The organism is Enterococcus sp. CSURQ0835, assembly GCF_902706605.1.
GTDB lineage: Bacteria > Bacillota > Bacilli > Lactobacillales > Enterococcaceae > Enterococcus_A.
Genome location: NZ_CACSLH010000002.1, coordinates 1 through 24,413, shown reverse-complemented (window position 1 = coordinate 24,413; position 24,413 = coordinate 1). Strand labels below are relative to the sequence as shown.

The 24,413-nt window shown below is 41.5% G+C and carries 20 protein-coding genes; 5 read left to right on the top strand and 15 right to left on the bottom strand.

Going from position 1 to position 24,413, the window contains the following annotated elements:
* Position 1 precedes the first annotated feature (1 nt).
* The 3 genes from GVJ38_RS01465 to GVJ38_RS01455 are packed head-to-tail and all read right to left on the bottom strand — an operon-like array spanning position 2 to position 3,153.
* Positions 2-487: a transcriptional regulator GutM gene (locus GVJ38_RS01465; RefSeq protein WP_235032776.1), complete on the bottom strand. Its 486-nt coding sequence runs from the start codon at positions 485-487 to the stop codon at positions 2-4.
* Positions 480-2,333 carry a BglG family transcription antiterminator gene (locus tag GVJ38_RS01460; protein WP_159721392.1) on the bottom strand — a complete coding sequence of 618 codons (1,854 nt, stop codon included), beginning with the start codon at positions 2,331-2,333 and terminating at the stop codon, positions 480-482. Before GVJ38_RS01460 ends, GVJ38_RS01465 begins: the two co-directional genes overlap by 8 nt.
* Positions 2,334-2,352: 19 nt before the next feature.
* Positions 2,353-3,153: an SDR family oxidoreductase gene (locus tag GVJ38_RS01455; protein WP_159721391.1), complete on the bottom strand. Its 801-nt coding sequence runs from the start codon at positions 3,151-3,153 to the stop codon at positions 2,353-2,355.
* Positions 3,154-3,387: 234 nt separating this feature from the next.
* Here GVJ38_RS01455 and GVJ38_RS01450 point away from each other — a divergent pair, with 234 nt between their 5' ends.
* Positions 3,388-4,464 (top strand): PTS transporter subunit IIC, encoded by a 1,077-nt coding sequence (locus GVJ38_RS01450; RefSeq protein WP_159721390.1) that lies wholly within the window; start codon positions 3,388-3,390, stop codon positions 4,462-4,464.
* Positions 4,465-4,533: 69 nt separating this feature from the next.
* Here the strand turns inward: GVJ38_RS01450 and GVJ38_RS01445 are convergent, their stop codons facing one another.
* The 9 genes from GVJ38_RS01445 to GVJ38_RS01405 all read right to left on the bottom strand — a co-directional run bounded on the left by GVJ38_RS01445 (position 4,534) and on the right by GVJ38_RS01405 (position 17,333).
* A complete protein-coding gene (locus tag GVJ38_RS01445) occupies positions 4,534-5,613 on the bottom strand; it encodes a GntR family transcriptional regulator (protein WP_159721389.1) in 1,080 nt (359 codons plus the stop codon).
* A 152-nt stretch (positions 5,614-5,765) separates the two neighbouring features.
* Entirely contained in the window at positions 5,766-7,142 is a 1,377-nt protein-coding gene (locus GVJ38_RS01440; protein ID WP_159721388.1) for an MFS transporter, read from the bottom strand.
* Positions 7,143-7,154: 12 nt separating this feature from the next.
* Entirely contained in the window at positions 7,155-8,021 is an 867-nt protein-coding gene (locus GVJ38_RS01435; protein ID WP_159721387.1) for a helix-turn-helix transcriptional regulator, read from the bottom strand.
* Between the two features lie 17 nt (positions 8,022-8,038).
* Positions 8,039-8,203 (bottom strand): hypothetical protein, encoded by a 165-nt coding sequence (locus GVJ38_RS01430; protein WP_159721386.1) that lies wholly within the window; start codon positions 8,201-8,203, stop codon positions 8,039-8,041.
* 62 nt (positions 8,204-8,265) lie between these two features.
* Complete coding sequence (locus tag GVJ38_RS01425) at positions 8,266-10,635, bottom strand: hypothetical protein (protein ID WP_159721385.1); 2,370 nt, start codon at positions 10,633-10,635, stop codon at positions 8,266-8,268.
* A gap of 359 nt (positions 10,636-10,994) precedes the next feature.
* Positions 10,995-13,361, bottom strand: coding sequence for a phosphoketolase family protein (locus GVJ38_RS01420; RefSeq protein WP_159721384.1), 2,367 nt, complete (start codon positions 13,359-13,361; stop codon positions 10,995-10,997).
* A 232-nt stretch (positions 13,362-13,593) separates the two neighbouring features.
* On the bottom strand, positions 13,594-15,018 hold the full coding sequence (araA, locus tag GVJ38_RS01415) for an L-arabinose isomerase (RefSeq protein ID WP_159721383.1): 1,425 nt from the start codon (positions 15,016-15,018) through the stop codon (positions 13,594-13,596).
* A 27-nt stretch (positions 15,019-15,045) separates the two neighbouring features.
* Entirely contained in the window at positions 15,046-15,747 is a 702-nt protein-coding gene (locus GVJ38_RS01410) for an L-ribulose-5-phosphate 4-epimerase (RefSeq protein ID WP_159721382.1), read from the bottom strand.
* 17 nt (positions 15,748-15,764) lie between these two features.
* Positions 15,765-17,333, bottom strand: coding sequence for a xylulokinase (locus tag GVJ38_RS01405; protein WP_159721517.1), 1,569 nt, complete (start codon positions 17,331-17,333; stop codon positions 15,765-15,767).
* A gap of 278 nt (positions 17,334-17,611) precedes the next feature.
* Between GVJ38_RS01405 and GVJ38_RS01400 the strand changes: the two genes are divergently transcribed.
* Positions 17,612-19,024 (top strand): sugar porter family MFS transporter, encoded by a 1,413-nt coding sequence (locus GVJ38_RS01400; protein WP_159721381.1) that lies wholly within the window; start codon positions 17,612-17,614, stop codon positions 19,022-19,024.
* 63 nt (positions 19,025-19,087) lie between these two features.
* Here GVJ38_RS01400 and GVJ38_RS01395 read toward each other — a convergent pair whose 3' ends face one another.
* Together GVJ38_RS01395 and GVJ38_RS01390 are read right to left on the bottom strand one after the other, a co-directional pair.
* Positions 19,088-19,753 (bottom strand): HAD family hydrolase, encoded by a 666-nt coding sequence (locus GVJ38_RS01395; RefSeq protein ID WP_159721380.1) that lies wholly within the window; start codon positions 19,751-19,753, stop codon positions 19,088-19,090.
* Between the two features lie 74 nt (positions 19,754-19,827).
* Positions 19,828-20,400 carry a TMEM175 family protein gene (locus tag GVJ38_RS01390; RefSeq protein ID WP_159721379.1) on the bottom strand — a complete coding sequence of 191 codons (573 nt, stop codon included), beginning with the start codon at positions 20,398-20,400 and terminating at the stop codon, positions 19,828-19,830.
* Positions 20,401-20,544: 144 nt separating this feature from the next.
* On the opposite strand from GVJ38_RS01390, the gene GVJ38_RS01385 reads away from it, so the two are divergent.
* Entirely contained in the window at positions 20,545-20,736 is a 192-nt protein-coding gene (locus GVJ38_RS01385; protein WP_159721378.1) for a hypothetical protein, read from the top strand.
* A gap of 77 nt (positions 20,737-20,813) precedes the next feature.
* Here the strand turns inward: GVJ38_RS01385 and GVJ38_RS01380 are convergent, their stop codons facing one another.
* Complete coding sequence (locus GVJ38_RS01380) at positions 20,814-21,632, bottom strand: ZIP family metal transporter (RefSeq protein WP_159721377.1); 819 nt, start codon at positions 21,630-21,632, stop codon at positions 20,814-20,816.
* Between the two features lie 147 nt (positions 21,633-21,779).
* Between GVJ38_RS01380 and spxB the strand changes: the two genes are divergently transcribed.
* Positions 21,780-23,501, top strand: a complete 1,722-nt coding sequence (spxB, locus tag GVJ38_RS01375; protein WP_159721376.1) for a pyruvate oxidase — start codon at positions 21,780-21,782, stop codon at positions 23,499-23,501.
* Between the two features lie 140 nt (positions 23,502-23,641).
* The coding region (locus GVJ38_RS01370; RefSeq protein WP_159721375.1) for a transposase at positions 23,642-24,413 on the top strand (772 nt) is incomplete at its 3' end.

Below are 24,413 nucleotides of genomic sequence, written 5' to 3'. Positions count from 1 at the left end.
ATCAAACACTCCTTTTAGTAAATTTTGAAGTCAATGTCTGTTCCCAAAGTTTTAATTGTAACCCGACACCCATGATCGGCGAGACGGGTTTTGTCTCTTGATAAGTTCCTTGCTCAACTTGTAAATAAACTTCCTTTGCATTCAAGATTGCTTTTTTAGTAAAGCGATTTTCTTTGGCTAGTTCAGGTGACGTGGCCGAAAGTGAATGGATATTTAAACCAACGAAAGCTGGCTTAGCTTTAAAACGAGCTAAGACACTCACACCTTGCATCATTTCAGCTTCCGTAATCTCTCCTAACTGGTTCACCGCGCATAACAAGAGTGTCCCTGAAGTCAGACGACCCGGCCGTCTGCCGATCGCGACTTTACCAGCTTTGCGCATCCGAGCATAGACTTGATTAAAATTTTTGATCTGGCGCAATCCTAAAATGATTTGACTGAGATACGCGATGATCGCAATTGCTCCTAAAAAATAAAGATTAATCATCCTTATCAACTCCTTTCGTAACTAGTTCTTGATATTCTGCTTTTGAACGGACTGTTTTCAATGCTTGCCGCAACGATCGATCAGCCGCGATCGCAAACATCGTATCATAAAAGCGTAACAACTCATCTTCCAACTCTACCGTCAATTCCACTGGGATCGCCACTAAAAAAACGAGCTCGATTGCAGCTGGGTCTGGTGTCGCGTAACTGCCGATTGCAACAACTACTTTATTCGTTGCATGATTGATCCCATGTGGAAAAGCAATACCGTTATCGATCACGGCCGAATCTTCTTGTGACTTTTTCAAAATATAGCTCGTAAAAGTCGCATTGACTAAGTGCTGTTTTTCAAGTAGCTTTAGCATGATCGTCAGATTCGTCTGATACTCTTTTTGCGGGTCTAATTGTACAAATTCAAACTCAAAACGTTCAAAAGAGACCGCCTTTTTGGCAATGATTTTTTTCCATTCACTCAGCAGCCAATTATCATTGAATAAATTTGTTAACTTGATGACTGATGTTGTCGCTTTCGTATGTTTTAACGGAATAGTCGTAAAAACAGCAAAATAACGATCCAAATCCTTCGTTTCATATTCTTCTTCTGAGTAATGCGAGATCCTAATGTTTGGGCCTAAAACATTTGCCAATTGTCGTTTGATCATTAGAGCCGTCCCTTTACCGGTGTTACAAACGACAGCGATTTCTTTCATTTTACTATGTGTGTCATTTTTTAATAATAGTTCAAAATAAACTGCTAAATAAGAGATCTCATTTTCCAAAGGCGGTTTATCTAAATAATCAGCCAAAGCTGCGATCCCAATCTCAGCTAATTCATATGAAAAAGCATGTTTTTGCTTAAATTCCGTTCCGAAAATATCGATCGTTTGGACCCGAAAGATGACTCGATTGATCAAAAACATAAAATGGGCTCGAAACTTTTTAAATAATGCTATTTCGTCTACCGAAAAAATCACAGCTTGATGGATACGGTCCATCATGACTTGGAACAATTCTTTGACTACTTGATTATCCGCTAGCGTCTCAGAAACTGCATTGTTGTTGAAAATATTCAACGGAAAACACAGAAAATCCCAATCATAATAACTCAGGGTCACATTGCAACTAGTCTCAATCGTGACAAGTAGCTGTTCGATCGTCGGATCATTAGCAAAATAGTTGCAGTAATACGCGATCGAACCAGTTAAAGTTTTTTGCTGCCGGATTCGTTGCAGCGTGATCATGATGACTTTTTTCAACAGTCCGATCGTTCGAATATCCAACTTTTTTGCTAGTCCAACTTGTTGGATCACATGTAAAACCTCTGCTGGTAAAGTCGGTTGTGGCAAATAATCAAATGCATGATACAAATACAACATTCGGATCGCGGATTCACTACCTTGTAAAATCAAGCCTTTGTTAGGAGTTCCAATCAGCGAGAGTTGGTAATCAGCGAGCAAGTGTTTTAAGTGCCGCAAATCTTTATTGACTGTCGAACGGCTGACTTCTAATTGCTGGGCTAGTTCATCGATCACTACGTATTGATCGGTTTGACTGAAGTAATCAATCAAAAAAGCGATCCGTTTCAAACCTGAGTTAAAATCGGTTTGCTGCTTAAGGCTACCGTTCATCACGATCTCGAAGCGTTGTGAATCAATGATCTCTAATGTGTAAACTTGATTGTTTTCAGTGATCCGTGCGATCTGCTCCAGCTGATCATTCAATAACTGGATATTTTTTTTGACTGTTTGCGTACTAGCTTGAGTTATTTCTTTCAAATCAGCTAATGTTAAGTGATCCCGAGTAATAAAATGCTGTAAAATTTGATACCACTGATTAACAAGTGTCACTTTATTACCCCCTCACTGTTTAGCCTCTTGTCTTACCACCGGCGACGTTCGTAGTCACACCGGTGATATAACTGGAACGATCAGATAAATAATAACATACCAAATCTGCAACTTCACTTAATTTACCACTGCGTCCTAACGGGATCGTCGTTGTCTTGCTATAATTTCTTCGAAGATCTTCAACCGTGATTCCACGAGTATAAGATAACGCTTCTTCATAAGCTGCTGTTCGAAGTCCTGTCGCTTCCATAATCCCCGGTGCAATCCCGACGACTCGAATCCCTTTTTTGCCTAACTCTTTAGCCCATGAACGAGTGTAACTATTGACAGCTGCTTTCGTTGCAGCATACGGACTTTGACCTTCCGAACCTTCAAGTCCACTTTCAGATGACATGTTGACGATCACGCCACGTTTATTTTCAACCATAACTCGAGCAACGGCTTGACTCATTAAAAAGAGACCTTTCTGGTTGATTCGGAAAATTTTATCAAAGACATCTTCGGCTAGTTCGTATTTCCCATGGGGATCATTTTCATCAACTAACAACCGAGGAATATTGATTCCGGCATTGTTGACGAGTCCGTCGATCGTACCAAACGTTGCTTTGACTTGTTGGACATTTTTCTCGACTTGTGCGCGATCTGAAATATCAGTTTGATAAAATGTTAACTGTTTTGCCGTTTGTTTTCCGGCCTTCAAATCAAAATTTGCGACCGTCACGCCTTGCTCCAAAAGTTCTGCGACGATACTCGCCCCAATGCCTGATGAACCGCCTGTTACAATGACTACTTTCCCTTGAATCGCTAACCAATCTGCCATGTTTACTTCCTCCTCTTTCGTTTACTCTTTGAATATAAAGCGTTTACAACAAAAGATTAATACACACTTTTTTTAGCCGAATGAAAAAAAGATGCACTAATTGATTTCAAATGAAATCTTTAGAGGACCCGAACATTTATCAGAAAATTTCAACTTCTTTTAGATTAAACTATTGACAGAGTTTATTAACCATGTTTTAATTAGTAAAAATTTTCAGAAAAAGAGGTGTTGAGCATGGGAAATGCAAAAGCAACAACGTCAACTAAAGATGTCGTCTATCAAGTATCAGCGGGGGTATCAAATGCCATTTTAGTCTGTCTGGGAGTTGGCTTGTTATTACAGTCGATTTCCAATTTCGTTCACTGGCAACCTTTAAGCCAAATCGGACAAATCGCGCAAATCCTCTTGCCAGCCTCTTTTGGCGTTGCAATTGCCAGTATGCTGAAGACTAATACACTTGTCATCTTCAGTTCAATGATCGCTTCGACAGTCGGTTCAAATGGTGTCTTTTTCACCGGTGATAAAATCGATGCCGTAACTGCGACTGGGCATGCAGCCACCCAAGCAGCTAGCGCCGGCGTGTTTACCACTGGTCAGCCAATCAGTGCCGTGTTAGCTGGACTAGCTGCCGCTTTAATCGGGAAATACTTAACAGGGAAAACCCCGTTGGATATGATGTTAGTTCCTTTTACCGCTACCTTAGTTGGTTCATTGATCGGTTTAGGCCTCGCCGCCGTTACGACGCCTGCGTTGATCTGGGTCAGTCATTTCATCGCGCAATCTATGGCGGTAAATCCACTAGTCGGCTCAGTCTTGATCGCACTTGCGTGGGCGGTCTTCTTGATGACACCTGCATCTTCTGCCGCGTTAGCTGTTGCGATCATGTTGGACCCCGTTTCATCAGCGGCGGCTTTGATCGGAACGACCGCCCAGTTCGTCGGTTTCACTGCGATGTCCTTTAAAGAAAACAACTTAGGGGCCAACATCGCCCAAAGTGTCGTGACTCCAAAGATCCAATTTCCAAACTTGATGTTGAATCCTCGCCTGGTAATCCCACCATTTGTCGCTGCGATCGTTTGTGCTCCAATCGCTACCATGCTCTTTCATTTTGAAACGAGCTATAAGATCGCCGGTCTTGGTTTGAATTCATTCATTGCGCCGATCAATCTTGCTTCAAATGACTTGCGTGGCTTTATGATCTATGTTGCTTGCGGAGTTGTTTTACCGATCATCATCTCCGTAGTCGTTCAAAAAGTACTCGTAAAACTAAAATGGATCGAAGCTGGCCAACTAAATATCGAAGTCGTTTAAAACGAGCAAAAAGCCCATCTAAAATCAGCAGATTTTAGATGGGCTTTTACTTTACTGACTAATAGTTCGTCAGTTAGGGCGAACCGAATCTCGTTCGACTAGCTGTGGCTCATAGATAATATTATCTTGAGGTTTTTGAGTCGTGATTGTTTGAATGATCCAATTCGCTGCATCGATCCCCATTTTTTCTTTCGGGTGAGACAAAGTCGTCAATTTAACGATTCCAGTCTTACTCAAAGCAGAATCATCATTCCCGATGATCGAAAGATTTTGCGGGATCTGGTAGCCTTCTGTGATGAGTTCGGTCATCAATGCATTCGCGATTTGATCATTGTAGCAAATGATCCCCGTGATACTAGGATCATTTTTTAACTGTCGAGCAGCTTGTAAAATAACCGTTTTTCGCGTCTCAGTCGTATAAGTCAAAATCGCTTCCGGTGAAAATTGTAGATTGTATTTCTCACACGCTTCGATAAAGCCTTTCATACGATACTTTCCTTGCAAGTCATCGATCTTCGTCAAAAATAATAAGTGCCGATGCTTATGATGGATCAAATACTCAGTCGCTAAAAAGCCACTTTGGACATCATCTACTCGAATATAGGGTGTCGCTAATTCTTCATAGGCAGCATTGATCATGACCATTGGAATCCCTTGCTCTTTTAATTGAACATAAGAAGCTAAATTAGGATTGTATTGATTACTTTTAGTCGGCTCCACGATCAAGCCTTGAACGCCATAATCGATCATTTTTTGCAAGCAGTCTTTTTCTAATTGATAATCGTTGTTCGTACTAGCTAATAGTAATGAATAGCCTTGGGTACTCAATGTTTTTTCGATCCCGCGTATGATAGAAGGAAAAATATAATCCGAAAGATAGGTAGTGATCACACCGATCGTTTTGTGTTCGACATGAGTTGCCACTGCTTGCTTATAACGATCATCAACATACGTCCCTGAACCTTTTTCGCGCCGCAAATAGCCTTCGTTGACTAATAAAGCGATCGCTTGACGGACAGTATGACGACTGACCGCATAATCTTTTTGCAGTTGTAATTCAGGTGGGATCGTCGTATCAACTGGATAATCGCCAGCCAAGATCTTTTCCCGCAATTCATCTGCGATTTTTTGATATTTGGTTTGCGTCATGTGCGTGCTCCTTTAGTTTTTTCTTTACTAGCTTAACAAACAATCACAAAATTTACTATATTTGTACGAACAAGTTGGTTTTTTTTTAGTAATTGATAGTACTTAGGCTAAATAAAAAGGCATCCCAAGTTCAGGATGCCAATTGACTCACTTTACGCTTGATTACGGCGAATCAATAACTCATGCCGAATCTGTTCTTCATTTTTTTCATATTTGCGATAGGCTAGCATCACTAAAGCACCGGCTGCAAAACAGATCGCAGGTAACCAAACAAATGAGAATTGAATTCCCCGCAAGGCACTTGCACTTTGACTTTGATTGGCTACATAGCCCATTTTTTCCATGATGATCGAAGGTAAAAAACCTCCGATCCCAGAACCCATTTTAATACAAAACGAGCTACCGATCGCGGTCAAAAAACCACTTGCTCGAATCCCGGTCTTCCACTCACCATAATCAACTGTGTCTGATAACATTGCAAATGGCATCGAAACTGCGATCCCTGTTCCAAGCGCAGTTAAGATCCAAGACGCTGCGATCAGTGGGAAATACGTGCCTGAAAAACCGATCAGTAATTGGCCGATCGCAGCAATCGACATTCCCAAGATCATAGTATTTGTTTTCGATAATCGTTTGATGATCAATGGAATCAACGCCACACCGACTACTTGAGCCAAGACTAAGCCGTTTAAAACAGAAGCATAATTTTTACGACCTAAATTATATTGCGAATAATAAATGACCGTCGAAGTTCGAACCGTATTGCCTAACCAATAAAACACATTTCCTAAAATGATGATCACCCAAGGCCAATTCCCTTTAATCGCTTTGAAGCTATCTCGAATCGGCATTGATTCAGTTGAAGCTTTGTTGATCTCTTCTGTCTTAGCAAAGGCAAAGACGAACATCAAGATGGCAACGACGGAATACATCCCAGCAGTCATGGCAAATCCTTTTTGATCATTGCCGCCACCTAAAAGGGCAACAAGTGGCAAGGTGAACGAAGCGGTTACAAAATAGCCTAGATTACCACCGATCATTCGGAACGTATTCAGTTGGACCCGTTCGGCCGAATCATTGCTTAAATTAGGTAAGATCGCCGTGATCGGTGTCGAGATCCCGGTGTAGATGATCCCAGTCAATAAATAAGTCGCCATCGCATAGATCGCTTTTTGACTCGTTGATAAATTCGGTGTGATGAATGACAAGGTCAAAAAGATGGCAAATGGTAACGCGAGCCATAAAAACCAAGGACGGCTTTGTCCGTATTTTGAATGCGTATGGTCAATGATTAAGCCCCAGATCGGCGCATCGAGCGAATCCACGATCCGAGCGACTAACAAGATCGTCCCAGCAACGCCGACTGAGATCCCAAATACATCAGTATAAAAATATAAAATAAAACTTGTCAATGTACAATACAACAGATTACCAGCCGTATCCGTACTGGCATAAGCCAACTTATTGACCAGCGACAATTTGTGCTTTTTACCCGCTACAGCCGTCGCTTCGGTTAAGTTTTGTTCCATTCTGAGTTCCTCCTAATTATTTTTATAATGCCTACGATATTTTTGTGGGGAATACCTCTCTTTTTTCTTGAAGCGGTTGGAAAAATAAACTTCGGAATTAAAGCCAACTAACTGCGCGATCTCTTTGATCCCTAAATCAGTATTCAGTAAGTAATTTCGCGCACGATCAAGTCGGATCTCTTCTAATAATTCCAACGGCGTTTTGCTGAAGGTCGTTTTCATCGCGATCGCAATGTAGTTGCTATGCAAGTGAAAATGCTGTTCTAAAGTTTTATTTGTGATCGTCTGATTGAAGTGATTTTCTAAAAATAAGTGAACTTGTTCAGCGATCACAGTCAATCGGTCTTTATAAACGCCTTGATTTTCAATAAACTTTAAAAACCGTAAGAACAATTCTTCAGTCCGCCAAATACTATCCAATGAGTCAACCGAGGTACTAGCTAAAATCTCTTGGATCAACTGGAATAACAATTTAGGTTCTTTGATCGTCGCTTGTTTGCGTAGATGCAGTGTATAAGAACGTTGGTGAAAATGTCGATCAGGAATTGGGAGCTGCGATTCTAGACGACTAGAACGTGGCGCTTGTTTCCACGGCGCTGTCGTATAAAAATGAATCCAATAAAATTCCGTTTCTTCAGCCACCGGTTTCCAAGCACAATGATGCTCATTGGGCAGTAAGATAAACATTTGATTTTCTCGGATCGTATACTTCTGGTCTGCTTCAGCCAGAAAGAGACAACCTTTTTTGACAAACAGCAGATCAAAGTAGCCGAGATTTTGTCGATCTGGATGATTTTGCCCTGGTTTAAAAACGCGGACATTGCCTTCGATAAAATCTGGAAACGGTGGGATTGAGATCGAAATGATCTGATCTGACATGATCTACCAACTCCTTTTTAAGAATTTAAGCGAGCACCTAGAATATCAGTAATGACTTCACGAATATCATTTTCTTTCATTTGCTGAAATTGCTTCTCTTCCAATGAATTGAAGCGATTGACCGCGATCACAGCTTCTAAATAAAGCAACAAATTTTCTTTGATGAATTGCTCGTTACTCATCCCAGCTGGTTTTTCTTTTTACATCAGTGAAAGCGCAAATTGTTTTTCATCAATCGTTAATTTCATTGTATGGCAACTCCTTTTTTTAACCATAATTCCTTTTCAGAATTCTCACAAGCAATTTTTGTTTCGTTACCTGCTTCAATGAGAACGAACTCTTGACAGTAAGGTGCGAAGCTTTTGATCAAATACCCATCAGATGTCGTTTCGCAACTACCATTGATCACTCGGATCTGTTCGGCATTTTTCAAGATAAAGGTTTTTTGACCAAAACTATCTAAATACGCTACGAGTTCTTCGCCCATATCCCAATCCGGCGTTTGCGTATCATTTTCAAATAATCGAGCAAAGATCCCACCATCTTTAAAGAAGGTTGCTTGACCGAAACGTTCGCGAGAAAGATCTAGACGATTGAGATGCGGACCAGCTACGGCGTAAGTCGAAGCCGCCATCCCTTTAGCTAATGGCAACGTGGTCGTGGAATGCGTGTCATAGCAATACAAAATCCCAGCTGTGGCCCGATAACTCGCTTCTAAATACGCTGGATCTTTCAAGAATTCATACACTTTGTACGTGGCTGCTGCCGTAACACCGCCCCACAATGAATGGATCATATAGGTCAAAGCTTCCCACCAACGATCCGGATTTTGAGCTCGGAAATCGTTGGAATAACCGATATTCGCTAACAATAACTGACCATAACGTTCAGCACCCGCTTGTAAACGAACTTCACTCAAAGCTCCCGCGCTAGGACCAAACCCAGCATTATCATAAAAATGTTCCGTGATCGCGGAACGATACGTGACACTTTCTGCATTGACCCGCTGAGTAACTTGTTCCCATAATTGTTTGATCGTTTGATAAGTCGCTTGTAACTCTGAATGTTTGAGTTTTTCTAACAGTTCTTGGATGTATAAGAAGTAGACTCCTAACATTTGCGCTTCTTCTTTCCCACGTTCACCTTCATGCAAGTCTGGATTCACCCGTAAGTTAAAGACATCGGCTGTCCATTGTAAGTAAGTGACAGGATCATTTAGCTGTAAGACTTCCGCATCAAATTCAGACAATAATAAGAACAGATGACCGATATACTCAAAATCCATTGGGCGGTAAAATTCTCCGTACAGTTTACGTGGTCGTTTGAAGTCGCCTTCGATGAACCACTTTGGTCGAACATAGTTGACTGCGCTGGCCTCAACTTTTCGAACCTGTTCAACCGATAAATCCCCTAACAGATTCTTTTTCAAAACTAACGTCAATTTACCTAATGACTCCCCTTGATTGGAGATCGGTTCAAACGCATAAGGTGTACTGCCGGAAGCACCGTTATAAAGTGTGTCGCAAATATAAGCGACTCTTTCTTCGATCACATTTGCCAAGTCATCCATCACATTGAAAACGACAAAATCTTCTGTGCCATCAGTTAACCGTAAGATTAACTGATGCTCTCCTAAAGTTTCTGGGGTAAAACGCAGCTGATACGTGGTCGGAGTCAATTGAGTGACTTGATCGGTCAATCCCGTTGCGGTTAACGTTTTGGCTTTGTGCACTAAACGAACCGATTCAATCGCCTGCTCTGGCAAAGTAAAGGTCACTTGAATCGGCTGAGAAACAATCGTCAAAGGTTCGAATTCGATCTTTGGATGCTTCAAGTCAAACGCTTGTTGATAAAAATCAGCTTGCGAATCATTGATCACAAAAGCATACTGCCATTTTTTACTAGACTGTGGTTCCAAAGTAAAGCCGGCTTTTGAGTAGATCCAATCACGATTTTCAAATCCTTCAGGGTAACCACCGGCTAAGATCAATTTATGGAATAATAATCCATCTAGTGAAGGAGAGACATTTTCGAAAAAGAGATTTTCATACTCGCAATACGTCCCGATTGAACGTGTCTCACCGCTAACTTGATACAAACCAAGATTAGCGCCTTCATTATCCCGTCGCACTGCATTTACTTTCGTATAGTTAGTCGAGATCGCTGGAAAAACAGCAGCTGAATCATGAATATTTTTAGCGACTTCTTTATCACGAAACATGACATAAGCAAGTGAGAGCCAAACACCAAAATCTGTTATAGCTAATGGTTCCGTTGTTTGATTGATCAATTCAATCGTCCAATCAAAGCGTTCGGACTTACCAGCTGCTAAATCATAGCTCACTTTAACGGTCACTGGTCCGAAAGCATAATAAAAATGGATTTGTTCGCCTGTCTGTTCAACAGTCGGACGAACTTGTTGGCTAGTGTAAAGCTGGTCAGTAAGCTTCAACTCAAAATGACCAAACACTTTATCTTTTCCTGGATACCCTAAACGTTCTAAATAATTTTCGTCGATCACCCAGTTCATCTGATGGGGATCTTCTTTCATCAGCAATTGGACGAGTTGTCCGGCTGGTCCAAATGTCAGTTTAAATTTCTGATTTTCAATCATTTTAGCGCCTCCTCTTTCAACACTTTAAGATTACCATCGAAAAGAAAGCGCTTCTATTTTCTATCACAAACAAAAATTAAGATATTTCACACTTTTGTCTATCCTCTTTCCAAACTTCTAAATTCAACAAATAAGCAAAAAAAAGGAAGTGAACACCTTGTTACGTTCACTTCCTTTTTTCAATCTAAATCAGATAAATAAAGCCATTATTCACTGCAGGATCCAGGCAATTACTTCAACTTAGGCAGCTAATTACCCGAATCTGCTTTCATTTCTTACTGTCAGTCAAAAAAACAAATAGCGGGTACAATCAACGTTCATTGATTGTACCCGCTATACTCAAGCTAGCTGAGAAGCAATTAGTTTAATTTTTCCCATTTCCAGTTGTTGACTTCTGGAATGTCTTCACCGTTTTCACGGATGTAGTCATGGTGATAATTAACTGTGTCTTCCATTTTTTGCATAAATTCAGCAGCTTTTTCGCCGTAAACAGCTTCAGCAGCATCTTGAGCTAAGTGGAAGCGATCCATTTCACTTAGAACACGCATATCAAATGGTGTTGTGATATCGCCGTTTTCACGGTAACCATGAATCCGGACGTTATGATTATGACGATCAAAGAAGATATCACGAACCATGCCTTCAAAACTATGGAAAGCAAAGACGATTGGTTTGTCTTTTGTAAAGATCGTATCGAATTCTTCATCTGATAAACCACGTGGGTCAACATCAGGGTGACGTAATTTCAAGATATCCACGACATTGACAAACCGGATCTTCATGTCTGGATATTGTTTGTTCAAGATCGAAACTGCAGCTAATGCTTCTAAGTTAGGTTCTGTCCCAGCAGCCACTACAACAACATCTGGTTCTTGACCTTTGTCTGTTGAAGCCCAATCGATCACTTTCAAACCATCGTTGACTAATACTTCAGCTTCTTCAGCTGAGTAGAATTGTGGACGAGGGTGTTTACTTGAAACGATCAAATTGATTACTTCTTCTTCTTGTAAAGCCTTATCCATCACAGCCATCAATGAGTTTGCATCAGCTGGTAAATATTCACGAATGAATTCAGGTTTCTTCTCAGCTAAATGAGTCAAGACACCTGGATCTTGGTGAGTGTAACCATTGTGATCTTGTTGGAAAACAGTTGAAGTTGCGATCACGTTCAATGAAGGATAATTTTTACGCCAAGATTGTTCTTTGGCTTTCCGTAACCATTTGAAGTGTTGGGTCAACATTGAATCGACAACACGTAAGAATGATTCATAACTTGCAAAGAAGCCATGACGTCCAGTTAAGACATAACCTTCTAAGAAGCCTTCTGCTTGGTGTTCTGATAATTGACCATCAATTACCCGGCCAACAGAAGATTGCCATTCATCAGACGATTCTTTTGGCTCTAACCATTGACGATTCGTAACTTCAAAGATTTTGTTCAAACGATTTGATTTCGTTTCGTCTGGTCCAAAGATTCGGAAGTTATCTGGGTTTTTCACGATCAAGTCACGCGCTTGTTCCCCAAAGACGATCATATCTTGTGCTGTAACGGCACCTGGAGTTGAAGTATCGATCGCATGTTGTTTCCAATCTGGCATGTTCAATGCTTTTGGATCAATCCCGCCATTTGTGATTGGGTTAGCTGACATCCGTTTGTCGCCTTTTGGTGCAAAGTCAGCGATTTCAGGTTTTAACTGTCCATCTGCAGTAAATAATTCTTCTGGACGATATGATTTCATCCAATCTACTAATGCATCGATATGTTCCATATGGTTAGCATCTACTGGAATTGGCACTTGGTGAGCTCGGAAAGTTCCTTCAATTTTTTCGCCATCCCATTCTTTTGGTCCGCCCCAACCTTTTGGTGTACGAACAACTAAGACTGGCCAATGAGGCATCGTAGCAGCTTCAGCTTTGCCTTTACGAGCTTCAGCTTGGATCGCTTTGATTTCTTCAATGGCTTTATCCATTTGTTGCGCCATGATTGGATGAACTTTTTCAGGGTCAGTTCCTTCGATAAAGTAAGGTTTCCAGCCAAGACCTTCAAAGTATTTTTGTAAATCTTCATCACTTTTACGTTCAAAGACAGTTGGATTTGAGATCTTTCCGCCATTTAAGTAAAGGATCGGTAAAATCGCACCATCATTAACTGGGTTGATAAAATTATTTGATAACCAGCCAGCTTGTAATGGACCGGTTTCTGCTTCGCCATCACCAACAACAGGTGCTGCGATCACATCTGGATTATCTAAAACGGCACCGACTGCGTGAGACAATGCGTAGCCAAGTTCGCCACCTTCATGGATCGAACCTGGTGTTTCAGGCGCCGCATGCGATGCGATCCCGCCTGGGAATGAGAATTGTTTGAATAACTTTTTCATTCCTTCTTTATCTTGTGTGATTTTAGGGAATTTTTCAGTATAAGTTCCATCAAGGTAAGCATTTGAAACCATAACTTGCCCACCATGACCAGGACCTGAAATATAAAACATGTTCAAATCGTACTTATTAATCGCACGTAGTAAATGAGCATAAATAAAGTTTTGACCTGAGATAGTGCCCCAGTGACCGATTGGATGAACTTTTACGTCAGAAGATTCGATCGGACGATCTAATAAAGGGTTATCTTTTAAATACAATTGGCCAACTGAAACATAATCAGCAGCGCGCCACCAAGCATCAAGTTTTTTCAAATAGTCTTTTGAATCAAAGTCAACGACTGTCATATAATGAATCTCCTTTTAAAGTTAAATTTACTTTTATTACTTCGTAGTATATCGTGAAACCGTTCACCTGTAAATACTTTTTTGGTTAATTTTACTCAAATATTTTTTTTGCTCCAAATAAACTAGAAAAAAGGAGCGGAACATTAACATGTCCAACTCCTGATTTTTGGATAAACAGCCGGCCAGAAGACGACTTCTGACCTAGCCGCAAGTTAGGAGGAACTCAGATAAATTAGTTGATCAGCACAGTTTCTAAATCAACTAATTTCGCCCAAGTTTGGATCTGATCAGCTGTCAAATTTAAAGAAACAACAGTATGATGACCGCCGCCAGCTTCGATCCAGGCATGGATACCATCGTAAAAGTTAGGTTTTGGTGTCCACATCACACGTGCAACTGGTAAGTTTGGTGCAGCTTCTGTTGGTTCAAATGCGCTGACTTCATTGATCAATAATTTGTAATGCGTTCCAAAGTCAGCCATTGAAACGACGACACCTTCACCTGCTTTACCATCAAAAACTAAACGAGCAGGATCTTCACGGTCACCCATTGAAAGTGGTGAAACGACGATTTTTGGTTTGTTGGCAGCAAGCGTTGGATCAACTTCCATCATATGTGATTCTAAGATCGCTTCTTGGCCATTTGTTAATTCATACGTGTAATCTTCCATGAAACCAGTGTTCTCGTTACGTGCCATGACTTTCATCAAACGATCGATCGCCGCTGTTTTCCAATCTCCTTCACCAGCAAAACCGTAGCCTTCCTCATTCAACCGTTGAACTGCTAGACCAGGTAATTGTTGCATTCCGTATAAATCTTCAAAGTTCGTTGTAAACGCATTGTAATTACCTTGTTCTAAGAAACGACGCATCCCGATTTCTTGTCTCGCTTGAACTTTGACGTGGTCTTCCCATGTTTTTTGATCGTAATCGCCGTACTCAAAGTCATACAATTTTTTATATTCTTCAAATAATGCATCTACTTCTTCATCGGTTACCGCATCGATCACTTGAACTAGATCACCGATCCCAAAGTAATCCACGACCCAACCAAATTGGATCTGAGCTTCAACTTTGTCTCCTTCTGTAACGCCGACGTTTCGCATGTTATCACCAAAACGCGCAACCCGGATATTGAAGCTTTCATCAAATGCCACGGCAACATCCATCCAGTCAGCAATTTGAGTTTGGACTTTTTCAGCTTGCCAAAAACCAACTACGATCTTGTTTTGTTTTTTCAAACGCGCGTTGATAAATCCATATTCTCGGTCGCCATGAGCACTTTGGTTCAGATTCATGAAGTCCATGTCGATCGTTTTCCAAGGAATACTTTCATTGAATTGGGTTGCTAAATGTAGCAATGGTTTTTGTAATAATTTTGTCCCGCGAATCCACATTTTAGCTGGCGAGAAAGTATGCATCCAAGTGATGACTCCAGCCACTTCATCGCGATAGTTGATTTCTTTCATGATTTTTGTGATCGTATCAGCGGTAACGGCTAATTCTTTCAAAACGATCGGGTAAGGTAATTTGCCGCTGTTGTTCAAGCCTTCCACAATTTTTTCAGCGTCTGTCCGGACAGATGCCAACGCTTCTTCACCATAAAGATACTGAGACCCTACAACAAACCAAAACTCTTTTTTGCTTACTTCTAACATTTGCGATTCTCCCTTAAAATTTATTTTTTAATGATTTCCTTGACCGTAATACGCATTTTTACCGTGTTTCCGTAAATAATGTTTATCTAACACGCGTTGTGGCAACTCTTCTGCATAGCTGTTCAATTGCCGAGTGATAAAATTCATCTTGCAGACTTCATCTAAGACGACTGCGTTCATCACCGCACTGCTGGCATCTTTGCCCCAAGTGAAAGGACCATGACCGTGTAATAACACACCCGGAACTTCTAACGGTTTCAAACCACGCTCTTTAAAAGTCTCAACAATGACGTTTCCTGTTTCATGTTCATAGCCATCATCGATCTCTTTTTGTGTCAAATACCGCGCGCAAGGGACTGAGCCGTAAAAGGTATCGGCATGCGTGGTTCCCATTGCTGGAACGTCCAATCCGGCCTGTGCCCAAGAAGCTGCCCAAGTGGAATGCGTATGGACGACACCACCGATTTCAGGGAAAGCTTTGTATAAGACAGCATGTGTCGGTGTGTCAGAAGATGGATTCAGCTCCCCTTCAATCACGTTGTTGTCTAGATCCACCACGACCATGTCAGATGCTTTCATCTTTTCATAGCTGACACCACTTGGCTTAATAACAAAGTAACCCGTTTCTTTATCAAAAGCACTCACGTTGCCCCACGTGTATTTGATCAAACCATATTTAGGTAATTCAAGATTGGCTTCAAAAACTTCTTCTTTTAATTGTTCTAACATGCTTTATTGCCCCCGTTTTAAATTTTTAAATGTTCGATCGCACTTTTTTCAATTTCGATCCCTTGACGATACCGTTCGATGAATGCTTCATACCCTTTCAGATCTGCTTCAGTCGGTTCGATCGTCTGACCTTGATCAGCGCCAAAGACCGTTTCAGCTAGGAACTGTTCTAACTCTTTCCCTTTTGCCTGTTCCATGTACGCTGCTAATAACGCGATCCCCCACGCGCCACCTTCACCCGCTGTTTCCATCACTGTGACGGGTGCTTCCATCGCAGCTGCTAAAATTGTTTGACCAACTACCGGTGTTTTAAAGATCCCACCGTGGCCCACGAGTTTGTCGATCGTGATATTTTCTTTTTTCAAAATCTCCATTCCGATACGCATCGCGCCAAATGCACTGGCTAAATGAACTCGCATGAAATTCGCTAAGTTGAAATTGCTTTCAGGTGAACGGACAAATAATGGCCGACCTTCATTGACTCCTGTGATATTTTCGCCTGAGAAATAGCCATAAGATAGTAAGCCACCACAATCTGGATCACCTTTCAACGCTTCATTGAACAAGATCGAAAACAATTTGTCTTGACTGATTTCTAAGCCTAAACTCTTCGTGAATTCATCAAATAATTTCATCCAAGCATTGATGTCAGACGAACAATTATTTGTATGGACCATTCCAACTAAATCACCCGCAGGCGTCGTAACTTGGTCGATCTCTGGATAAACTTCAGCTAATTCATCTTCCAACACGATCATGGCAAACGCTGACGTGCCGGCTGAAACGTTACCGGTTCGCGGTGCTACGCTGTTAGTGGCTACCATTCCGGTCCCCGCATCTCCTTCAGGTGGACAAACAGGAATCCCAGCTTGTAAATTACCGGTTGGATCTAATAGCGAAGCACCAGATTGTGTCAACTTCCCGCCTTTTGCTCCTGCTAGTAGAACTTTCGGTAAGATCACATTCAAATCTAGATCGAGCTCTTTATCTGCGATCAACTGACTGAATTTTTTCACCATTGCTTGGTTATAATTTTTAGTTTCTAGATCGATCGGAAACATTCCCGAAGCATCGCCTACACCTAATACTTTTTCCCCAGTCATTTGCCAGTGGACATAACCTGCAAGAGTCGTTAAAAATTTGATTTTTTTAACATGTGGTTCATCATTTAAAATCGCTTGATACAGATGTGCGATACTCCAGCGCTGCGGAATATTGTAGGCAAACTCCTTTGTTAAGATCTTTTCGGCTTCTTCCGTAATCGAATTACGCCACGTCCGAAACGGAACTAATAATTTGTCGTCCTGATCAAAGGCCATGTAGCCGTGCATCATCGCACTAAATCCGATTGAACCGATCGTCTTTAACGTTTCCCCGTAGTTTTCAAATACTTCCGCTGCCATTTTGCGATAACTGATTCGTAATCCTTTCCAAACATCTTCTAATGAATAGGTCCAGATTCCATTTTCTAATTGATTTTCCCATTCGTAACTTCCAGCTGCGATCGGTGCATAACTCGAATCAATCAAAACTGCCTTGATCCGCGTTGAACCGAACTCAATCCCTAAAGCTGTCCGACCATCCATAATATCTAATAGTGCTTGGGCTTTTTGTTCTTCTGCTGATTTAATTGCAGCCCCCTCCTTTACAACATCGATCAATCTACTTAACTTCAAACTAATTTAGTAGCGCTTACAACGTAAATGTACACCAGATGTACGTACATGTCAACCGTATTTTAGCAAACGGACGAAAAAATAAGTCTTGTAATGTACGTACAATTGAGGTAAGATTAAACCGCTTACAAAACAACGATCAATCTCAACTTATTCTTTACTTATTTCAACACTTGGGGGATTGTTTCATGGAAAAAACTAAACAGACTAAAAAAATATCGTCATCTTTTATTTATTTCTTCGGTGCATTTGGTGGGATTTTATTTGGTTATGATATCGGCGTAATGACGGGTGCTTTGCCATTTCTTCAACGAGATTGGCATTTGACAGGGGATGCTTCCATCATTGGTTGGATCACTTCTTCTGTTATGCTAGGTGCGATTTTTGGCGGGGCGTTAGCGGGCGTTTTATCCGATCGCTTAGGACGAAGAAAAATGATCTTGATCTCTGCTTTGATTTTTATGATCGGTTCGATTTTATCCGGTTTGTCACCTAATAATGGTCAAATCTACTTGATTGTTGTCCGGACTTTTCTTGGTTTAGCTGTAGGAGCAGCCTCAGCACTGGTCCCCGCTTACATGTCTGAGATGTCACCGGCTCACTTGCGGGGGCGACTTTCCGGGATCAATCAAGTCATGATCGTTTCTGGAATGTTGCTATCTTACATCATGGATTATTTATTAAAGGGCTTGCCACATATGATCGCTTGGCGTTTGATGTTAGCGCTTGCGGCAGTACCAGCGCTGATTTTATTCATCGGCGTCTTAGCCTTACCGGAATCACCACGCTTTTTAGCTAAATCAAATCGCTTAGCTGAAGCCAAACAAGTCTTGAGTTTCATTCGAAAACCAGAAGAAGTCGCTGGTGAATTAGAACAAATTTTGACCACGACTAAACGAGAAGAAAAAGCGTTGAAAACGACTTCTTGGTCAACCTTGTTGGACAGTCGCTACCGTCCTTTAGTCATTGCTGGGATCGGCGTCGCTGCCTTCCAACAATTCCAAGGAGCGAACGCTATTTTTTACTACATTCCATTAATCGTTGAAAAAGCGACGGGGCACGCTGCCAGTGAAGCATTGATGTGGCCTATCATTCAAGGGATCATCCTCGTGATCGGAGCACTCTTTTTCTTAGTGATCGCTGACAAATTCGATCGGCGGACATTGTTGATGCTAGGTGGAACGATGATGGGCTTATCTTTCATCTTACCTACGATCTTGAATGCGTTTGTTAAAACTCATCCAATGGTGATCGTCGTCTTCTTATGTGTGTATGTTGCCTTTTATTCCTTTACTTGGGCACCTTTGACCTGGGTTTTAGTAGGCGAGATTTTCCCACTTGCGATTCGAGGACGCGCTTCTGGTCTAGCGTCTTCTTTTAACTGGATCGGTTCCTTTTTAGTCGGTTTGCTCTTTCCGATCATGACAGCTTCTATGCCACAAGAAATGGTCTTTGCGATCTTTGGTATCATTTGTTTATTAGGTGTCGCGTTCATTCGCTTCTGTGTCCCTGAAACTCGTGGGCGGAGCTTAGAAGAAATCGAACAAGAAGCTGCTGGCAAGTTGAAAGTAAGTGAACTCGATACGGATTATGACGCGTAACGAAAATATTTTTCAGCAACTAAAAAACGATCATCTCCTCAATGGGTGATCGTTTTTTTAGTGTTATTTAGTTTGTTCTTTAAAAATCATTTCGATCTCAGCGGCCCCTACCTCATGAAATGAAGTCAGTACAGCATCGGCATTGCTGAGGTCTTGTGTCGGATAACTGGGATTGGCATAACCTAAACAAACCATCCCCGCGCGCTTAACGGCTAAACTTCCATTTTGCGTATCCTCAATCCCCAAACAATTTTCCGGCTTGACTTGAAGTCGAGCAGCCGCTTCTAAATACACATCCGGTGCAGGTTTAGAATGGGGGACTTCTTCACTGCTCAACACGACACTAAATGCCTCGCGCAAACCAAGCGCCGCTAGGTTTTCTTCGATCTCGGTCTTAGCCGATGATGAAGCGACTGCCAGTGGAAAACGTTTAGCCAACCGTTTAACTAAAGCAGGGGCTCCTTCGATTGCCTTGACGCCATTTTCAGCTACAAGTGTTTGGCGTGCTTGATTCATTTGCTGGACATAGTGGGCAACAGACTCTGGCAACGCAAATTCGGTTTTCATCTGCTGCCACATGTATTCTCCCGTCGTTCCCATAAATTGATAATGATACGTTTCAGTTACTGGATGACCAGCCGCCGCTAAAATCGCACTTTTACTTTGAAAATACGTGTATTCCGAATCAACTAATACGCCATCCATATCAAAAATAATCGCTTGTAACATGTTTTCACCTGATCTTTTTCCTTTACTTTACCATAAACGCAAGTCAAAAAAAATCCTGCTTGTAACTAGCAGGATCAAATCGTTTTTTCGACTTTTTTTTCAGGGATAAACCACAGCAACAACACTAAAAAGTTGATCACCAAAACAGCGATCGGCGCGATCAATTTGCCCGCTAGTAAGGCGATCGCTGCAGAAGCAATCGATAAATAAGATTTCGGATAATGATTGAACAAACGTGCGACTCGTGAATCACTGCCATTTGCGTGGATCAAAGCGCGCACTAACAAGTAATAAGCGATATCCGTTCCTAAGATCACCAAGCCGTACAACGCTTGGGGCGGCCAATCAAGAGGATGATCTCCTACCCAAGCTGTTACAAACGGAAACAGCGTCATCATCAAAACTAAGAAATTGTTGGCCCACAAAACTAAGCCGTCCACTTTATGGACACTTTGGAACAAATGATGGTGATTGTTCCAGTAGATTGCTAATGAAATAAAACTGATAAAATAAATCAAAAACTTATGTCCGACTTCGCTAAACGCACTCCACGTTGCCGCTTCTGGCACGTGAAGTTCTAAAACGAGTAAGGTCATCACGATGGCAATCACTGCATCCGTGAATGCTTCGATCCGTGATTTCGACATTTGGAACACTCCTTTAACTAGATCCTTTATTTTTCTTTCATTTAAGCAAAAAAATTGGTCATTTGTCTAGAAATACATCTTAAGTTGGACGAATCTCAGCTTTAGACTTGGTATACTATAAAAAAAGCAAAGGAAGGGATCCAAATGAAAGATTATCCATTTGTTGTCCGTATCTTGATGGTGATCGGCTTGTTTCTAGTCGCTAGCCTCGCGTTAAAAATAATCATCCCAGTTGTTACTGGTTTGATCGGTCTGATCTTTAAAATCGCGATCCTACTATTGATTGCGATCTGGCTAGTTAACTGGCTAACTAAAAAAAGACAACGCCGCTATTAGACTAACGAACAATTGAATCACAAAAAACGACGGGCCTAAAAATCGGTCCGTCGTTTTTTAGTTCGGACTTCCCATGATCACCCAAGGGCCACGTCCAAGATCATCATGATGATAAACCCTAACATCGTCCCAAAAACGCCGAAGTGATGGTGGCTATCTGTTGTCACTTGTGCTTCGGGGATCAGTTCTTCCACCACGACATAGATCATCGCACCTGCGGCAAAAGCCAACGCGTACGGTAAAAGCGGTTCAACTTTAGTAACTAAAACCGCGCCGATAACAGCCGCAATTGGTTCCACGATTCCTGAAGCTTGTCCGTATAAAAATGATTTCGTCCGACTCAACCCTTCTTGACGCAACGGGATCGCAACGGCGGCTCCTTCTGGAAAATTTTGGATGCCGATACCTAAAGCAACTGAAATTGCTGCTAACACGGCGACTGTCGGATTGGCAGCTTCACTAGCCGCACCAAACGCGACTCCGACTGCCAAGCCTTCCGGGATATTGTGCAACGTAATCGAAAAAACTAATAAGATCGTCCGCTTCAAATGGCTGGGGATCCCTTCTTTTTCTTGGTTTGGTCCAAAGTGCATATGAGGAATCGTCTTATCTGCTAAATATAAAAAGACACCACCCAAACCAAAACCTAAACTTACGACTAGCCAAGGGATCGAACCATTTTCCTCTGCTGCTGCGATCGCTGGATCTAGCAACGACCAAAAACTTGCCGCGATCATGACTCCTGAAGCAAAACCTAGCATCGTATTTAAGACATTCCGATTGATGTTTTTAAAGAAAAAGACCATTGCGGCTCCCGCAGCTGTCATCCCCCAAGTAAATAACGTTCCAACAAACGCTTGCTGCCACGGTGCCAATGTTAATAACCATGCTTGCATAACATTCTCCTACTCCTGATTTTCTAATTTTATTTTACCATATCTGCTGCTAGTAAGTTTGAAAAGACACTTTCTTTGGTACTTTCAACAAAAAAAGCTATACTAGTTACAGAGATACTTACAAAAAGAAAGTGAGTGGATAAGAAGATGTCAACAATTAATGCTGGTATTGCAATGGTAAAAGTATTTGAAGCATGGGGGATCGATCATATTTACGGGATTCCCGGCGGATCATTCAACTCGACGATGGATGCGCTTTACAAAGAACGCGAATCGGTAAAATACATCCAAGTCCGCCACGAAGAAGCCGGCGCGATCGCGGCAGCTGCGGATGCGAAATTAACTGGAAAAATCGGTGCAGTCTTTGGTTCAGCTGGACCTGGTGCAACCCATTTGATCAATGGACTTTACGATGCTCAAATGGATCACGTGCCAGTCGTTGCCTTGTTAGGCCAAGTCGCTTCGACTACGATGAACTATAATTCATTCCAAGAGTTAAATGAAAATCCGATGTTCGCTGATGTGAGTGTTTACAATCGGACCGTCATGACCCCACAAAGTTTGCCGCATGTCGTCGATGAAGCGATTAAAGCCGCCTATAAACACAATGGTGTCGCAGTCGTTACGATCCCAGTCGATTTTGGTTTTGCTGAGATCACCGAACAAAAAGAAGCGACTGCCGAAGTACACAAGACTGGCGTTTTACAACCAGCCGAAAAAGATTTAGCAGCAGCGATTCCTTTGATCGAAGCGGCACAAAAACCGGTTCTTTACATCGGTCAAGGGTTACGAGATGGCTTTGATGCAGTCAAGTTATTTGCAGAACACTACTCAATGCCAGTTGCCGCAGCTGTTTTAGCTAAGGGGATCGTTCCAGATAGTTACGAAAACTTCTTAGGCTTTGCGGCTCGAGTAGCAACTAAACCAGCAAATGAAGCATTAGCTGAAGCTGATTTGATCGTTTTTGCGGGAAGTGATTTTCCATTTGCCAATTACTTCTTCAACCCAGCTGCTAAATTCATCCAAATTGATATCGATGCTGCTAAATTTGGCCGTCGCCATAAAACAGACGTTTCCATTTTAGGAGATGGTGCTGCCAGTTTACAAAAATTAGCAGAAATGGGTGCCGCACGTCCAAAAGATGACTGGTTGACAGCCAATCAAGAAAATATCAAGAATTGGCATAACTGGCGCAAGAGTTTTGAAAATGATGCCGAAAAACCATTGCGGCCAGAACCAATCTTTAAAGAAATCAATCGGATCGCTGAAAAAGATGCTATTTTTGTCACCGATGTCGGAAACGTGACCGTCAATGCGATCCGCCATTTGGATCTCAATGGCGCGCAACTCTTCACGACATCTGGTTGGTTCGCTACGATGGGCTATGGCGTTCCTGGTGGCCTAGCTGCACAATTGAGCTATCCAGAACGGCAAGTGTTCACGTTAAGCGGTGATGGCGGTTTTGCCATGATGATGCAAGATATCATCACGCAAGTCAAATACAACTTGCCAGTGATCAACGTCGTCTTTTCTAATGAGGCATTTGGTTTTATCGAAGCTGAACAAGAAGACACAGAACAACAAAAATTCGGTGTTTTCCTAGAAGGTGCTGATTTTGGCAAAGTCGGTGAAGCACTAGGAGCTGATAGTTTCACGATCACTGAGTATGATCAATTGGAACCTGCTTTTACTGCTGCTAAAGCTAGCAAACGGCCAGTCGTTATTGATGTCAAAATCAAAGACGAACGACCATTGCCAGTTGAAGCATTAGAATTAGATCCTGAAAAATTCTCCGCTGAACAGATCCAAGCTTTCAAAGAAAAATACCAAGTCCACGATATGCCAACGTTGAAAGAATTATTGAAATAAATAGTCAAAAAAGTGGAAGGGCCTGAAAAGGTCCTTCCACTCAGACTGTAGACAAAGTCCCTTTTTGGATGATGTTTACAGTCTTTTCTTTTATAATAGAATTGAAAACGAATTCAATGCTATTGAAAGGAATGAGAGCGATGATGTCAAAACATCCGTTAGATGGTCGAAAACAGACGGTTCAAATTTCTTTAGATGAGTTAGTTCCTAAAGATCATCTAGTCCGTAAAATTGATGCTGCTATTGATTTTGATTTTGTTTATCCTATTGTTGAATCAACGTATTCTACTTTAGGGCGTCCAAGTATTGACCCCGTTGTCTTGATCAAGTTAGTGTTCATTCAATATTTATTTGGGATTCCATCTATGCGTCAAACCATTAAAGAGGTTGAAACGAATCTCGCCTATCGATGGTTTATTGGTTATGATTTTCAGGAAAAAATTCCTCATTTTTCTACCTTCGGTAAAAACTATGCCCGTCGTTTTCGAGAAACAACCTTATTTGAAGAAATTTTTGCTTATATCTTAGAACAGGCTGTTAAAGCTGGATTTGTGACAGAGGATATTATTTATGTTGACTCAACTCATATTAAAGCGAATGCGAACAAGCACAAATTCAATAAAGAGCGAACTCACATTGAGGCGAAGGCTTACCAAACTGAATTAGAAGATGAAATTAATGAACAACGTAGAAAAGAAGGAAAACGTCCTTTTACATGGGGCATTGAAAGGTTGTGGTCAAATCAATTTGTAGAAGAATTAAAGGAACGAAAAGTCAGTACGACTGATCCTGAAAGTGGCTATTATGTAAAAAGTGAGCGGGAAAAGCAATTTGCTTATTCCGCACATATGGCATGTGAAGATCACGGATTTATTATTAGTCTTGTCGTAACACCAGGAAATGTCCACGATA

Bases quoted from the DNA above. Each gene is read 5' to 3' on its own strand.
- GVJ38_RS01465 (WP_235032776.1), bottom strand. From the start codon at position 487: ATGATTAATCTTTATTTTTTAGGAGCAATTGCGATCATCGCGTATCTC.
- GVJ38_RS01455 (WP_159721391.1), bottom strand. From the start codon at position 3,153: ATGGCAGATTGGTTAGCGATTCAAGGGAAAGTAGTCATTGTAACAGGC.
- GVJ38_RS01450 (WP_159721390.1), top strand. From the start codon at position 3,388: ATGGGAAATGCAAAAGCAACAACGTCAACTAAAGATGTCGTCTATCAA.
- GVJ38_RS01445 (WP_159721389.1), bottom strand. From the start codon at position 5,613: ATGACGCAAACCAAATATCAAAAAATCGCAGATGAATTGCGGGAAAAG.
- GVJ38_RS01440 (WP_159721388.1), bottom strand. From the start codon at position 7,142: ATGGAACAAAACTTAACCGAAGCGACGGCTGTAGCGGGTAAAAAGCAC.
- GVJ38_RS01435 (WP_159721387.1), bottom strand. From the start codon at position 8,021: ATGTCAGATCAGATCATTTCGATCTCAATCCCACCGTTTCCAGATTTT.
- GVJ38_RS01430 (WP_159721386.1), bottom strand. From the start codon at position 8,203: ATGAGTAACGAGCAATTCATCAAAGAAAATTTGTTGCTTTATTTAGAA.
- GVJ38_RS01425 (WP_159721385.1), bottom strand. From the start codon at position 10,635: ATGATTGAAAATCAGAAATTTAAACTGACATTTGGACCAGCCGGACAA.
- GVJ38_RS01420 (WP_159721384.1), bottom strand. From the start codon at position 13,361: ATGACAGTCGTTGACTTTGATTCAAAAGACTATTTGAAAAAACTTGAT.
- araA (WP_159721383.1), bottom strand. From the start codon at position 15,018: ATGTTAGAAGTAAGCAAAAAAGAGTTTTGGTTTGTTGTAGGGTCTCAG.
- GVJ38_RS01410 (WP_159721382.1), bottom strand. From the start codon at position 15,747: ATGTTAGAACAATTAAAAGAAGAAGTTTTTGAAGCCAATCTTGAATTA.
- GVJ38_RS01405 (WP_159721517.1), bottom strand. From the start codon at position 17,333: ATGGATGGTCGGACAGCTTTAGGGATTGAGTTCGGTTCAACGCGGATC.
- GVJ38_RS01400 (WP_159721381.1), top strand. From the start codon at position 17,612: ATGGAAAAAACTAAACAGACTAAAAAAATATCGTCATCTTTTATTTAT.
- GVJ38_RS01395 (WP_159721380.1), bottom strand. From the start codon at position 19,753: ATGTTACAAGCGATTATTTTTGATATGGATGGCGTATTAGTTGATTCG.
- GVJ38_RS01390 (WP_159721379.1), bottom strand. From the start codon at position 20,400: ATGTCGAAATCACGGATCGAAGCATTCACGGATGCAGTGATTGCCATC.
- GVJ38_RS01385 (WP_159721378.1), top strand. From the start codon at position 20,545: ATGAAAGATTATCCATTTGTTGTCCGTATCTTGATGGTGATCGGCTTG.
- GVJ38_RS01380 (WP_159721377.1), bottom strand. From the start codon at position 21,632: ATGCAAGCATGGTTATTAACATTGGCACCGTGGCAGCAAGCGTTTGTT.
- spxB (WP_159721376.1), top strand. From the start codon at position 21,780: ATGTCAACAATTAATGCTGGTATTGCAATGGTAAAAGTATTTGAAGCA.